Genomic DNA, 2,745 nt, shown 5'->3' on the forward strand with positions numbered 1-2,745 from the left:
AGGCTCGGGGACAAACTCCTGCCGTGGGGTGCGTACTGATGGCTATCTATGTGACGGGCGACGTGCACGGCAGGGCCGAGCACGGGTCCAGCCGGTTTGCCTTCAAGAATTGGCCGCTGGGCCGGACTCTGACGCGCGATGACGTGGTGATCGTGGCCGGCGACTTCGGCTTTGTCTGGGATGGATCCAACGCCGAGAAATACTGGCTTGACTGGATCGAGTCGAAGCCGTGGACCACGTGTTTCGTGGACGGCAATCATGAGAACCACCACGCCCTGGCTGAGCTGCCGGTGCGGGAGTGGAACGGCGGGCTCGTCCATGAGGCGCGACCGCACGTGCTGCACCTGATGCGCGGAGAGGTGTTCGATATCGACGGGCTCATAGTCCTTGCCATGGGCGGCGCCACGAGCAACGACAGGCAGTATCGCAAGGAGGGGAGGAGCTGGTGGCCCGAGGAGATGCCGAGCGAGGAAGAGATGTGGCAATGCCGCACCTCGCTCGACCGCGTGGGCTGGAAGGTCGACTACGTGGTGACTCACGAGGCTCCTGCCGACCTGGCAGAGAAGCTGTGCCGGGAGCGCGAACGCGAGTATCTGGACGACCAGCTGCAACGATTCCTTGCCGAGCTCGACGGGCAGCTCGGCTACCGCGCCTGGTTCTTCGGCCACTACCACGGCGACGAATGGCGCGACGACAGGCACCGCCTTATCTACCGAGACATCGTGCCGATCGAAAATGCTGCGCCCGGCTCTAGAAACCCTCTAGAAATGCTCTAGAAGGTTTCTAGAAAATAGACGCTTTGCGGCCTACTCCAATTCAAAGGTCTGGTCGAGGGAGTTTGACCCGGCGCCCATCCCGTCGACTTTCACTTCGATGGGAGACATGTCGTTGAGGTCAAAAATCGACACACCGTCGCATTCGCCTCCCGGCGCAAGCCCTTGCGAAGAGAAGCGGTCTTCCTGCAAATCGGCGGCAAACCCGCGAGATAGCATCTGCTTATTTTGATAAGCCGTGATGTAGCTACCAACAGCGCATGAATCTGCCGATCGGTTGTTAATGGCGTGCCAGCGAACAACGGCAACCTTCCCGCCATCGCCAGCCGAGGAATCATGCACCTCGACGCCGGTGACTGAATACTCCATCTTGCCGTAAACCCCGTCTTCCTGCGCGTTATCAGAATCAGCGACCTGAACTGCCGTCTGACGATCGTCTGCCTGGCTGCACCCAGAGGTCATAACTAGGGCGGCTGCCAGAACACCAGCAGCCCCAAAGTTCCGAGCTAGGTTGATTGCCTTTTTAACAGAGAGATGTTCCATCGACTACTCCAAACTTAATTGTTTTTGAATGCCATCAGCCAAACAGCCAAGCCCCAATGAGCATGACCACTGAAACTGCTGCAAGCGAAGCTCAGACGGCATTTTGACGGGTGATGACACCGCTGATGGTGAGCGCATTTGCGCCGGAACCATCAATGACAGTCCAGACAAGTGCCGTGACCAAAAAGACGACTAGCCCTGCCGTTATCAACTCACGGCGAGACGGCCTTAGCTTGTCGGACATATCTACTCGCCCCTCGCCTGGGCCATGACCTCGACCTTGGCCTCGGCCACGGCCGCCCGCTGCTCGGAGGCGGCGAGGCGGTCCTTGAGGGCGGCGACCTCGGCCATCAGGTCACGCTGGGCGAGGAGGGAGACGTTGAGATCGGCCTGAGCCTTGGCCGCGGCGTCGACCGCGCCCCTCATGCTTTCAATTCGATCGTCTTTTGCGGCTGATTCTGCCAAGAGCTGATTGTTCTCGGAATCGAGCTTCTTGAGCTGCGAGAGGTAATCGGCGACGGTGGCGTGGAGCTCATCGTTCTCAATCTCCAAGCTCGCAGTATCCAGCTCGAATTTCTCTTTGATGGCGGCGACCTGCTCGACGCAATTAGATTTGATGCTCTGAATCTGTTCCATTGCACTTTTCTTGGCAGCGTCGGCGTCCTCGCGGGCAGCACGAGCCTCCATCGCGGCAGCTTCGGCAGCGCCCACGATGATGCGCTTGACCCGCTCGACCGCCTCATCGAGGACGGCCGATGCGTCGAGCGCAGCCTTCACGCCGGGAGTGGCGTTAGGGTGGTAGCCGTCGACCAAGCGGGCGACGGTATCGGCCTGCGAGAGACCAAGGCTCGTGCTGATGTCCTTTATGGCGTCACGGGTCTCCGATGAGACATTCAGACTGGTCATTTTCTTTTCGGACTGGACTTGGTTTTCGGCCATGATGCGGCACTCCAATCAACAACGGGCATGGCTCCGCCATGCCATATGGCTGGGAACAATGCACGGCCGCTGTTGAGTTGTCTTTTTCCTGCGATCGGTGAGTTCTAAAAGGCGTCTCAAGTCATGCGTTCACGCAGGTTTTCGGTTAGAGAAATACCGCACCCTTATATAGTAACGCCGCCGCACTCGGGCCTATTAGGCAAATCGCGAAACGACAGACGGACTTATTTCCTGACGCCCACCAATCCGCGTTCACGAAGGATGCGGTACAGCGTTGATTTGGAGACGCCAGTCGCAGCGCAAATATCGGGAATAGGAGTCTCTCCTCCAAGATAGAGCCTTACTGCGGCATCGGCTTTGACGCCGGCAGTGCGAGGCCTGCCACCCACGTTGCCGCCGTGGCTCCGTTTGACGGCGATACCCTCGGCCTGGCGTTGCCTGATCAGATCTCGCTCAAGTTCCGCGGTGCAAGCATGGGTGCCAAGCACGA

Annotated in this window: 5 protein-coding genes; 1 reads left to right on the forward strand and 4 read right to left on the reverse strand. The window is 59.1% G+C overall.

Features of this window, described 5'->3' with window-relative positions:
• On the forward strand, positions 1-776 hold a 776-nt coding region (locus tag AB5405_RS09655; protein WP_368138333.1), incomplete at its 5' end, for a metallophosphoesterase family protein.
• Positions 777-806: 30 nt separating this feature from the next.
• On the opposite strand, the gene AB5405_RS09660 is transcribed toward AB5405_RS09655, so the two are convergent.
• The 4 genes from AB5405_RS09660 to AB5405_RS09675 all read right to left on the reverse strand — a co-directional run bounded on the left by AB5405_RS09660 (position 807) and on the right by AB5405_RS09675 (position 2,743).
• Entirely contained in the window at positions 807-1,316 is a 510-nt protein-coding gene (locus AB5405_RS09660; RefSeq protein ID WP_308616650.1) for a DUF5067 domain-containing protein, read from the reverse strand.
• Between the two features lie 91 nt (positions 1,317-1,407).
• Positions 1,408-1,560 (reverse strand): hypothetical protein, encoded by a 153-nt coding sequence (locus AB5405_RS09665; RefSeq protein WP_368138334.1) that lies wholly within the window; start codon positions 1,558-1,560, stop codon positions 1,408-1,410.
• A 2-nt stretch (positions 1,561-1,562) separates the two neighbouring features.
• Positions 1,563-2,255 carry a hypothetical protein gene (locus AB5405_RS09670; protein WP_368138336.1) on the reverse strand — a complete coding sequence of 231 codons (693 nt, stop codon included), beginning with the start codon at positions 2,253-2,255 and terminating at the stop codon, positions 1,563-1,565.
• Between the two features lie 224 nt (positions 2,256-2,479).
• Complete coding sequence (locus AB5405_RS09675; protein ID WP_368138337.1) at positions 2,480-2,743, reverse strand: helix-turn-helix domain-containing protein; 264 nt, start codon at positions 2,741-2,743, stop codon at positions 2,480-2,482.
• Positions 2,744-2,745 lie beyond the last annotated feature (2 nt).

It is taken from the genome of Collinsella aerofaciens, from assembly GCF_040920445.1.
GTDB classification, from domain to species: Bacteria; Actinomycetota; Coriobacteriia; order Coriobacteriales; family Coriobacteriaceae; genus Collinsella; species Collinsella aerofaciens_BH.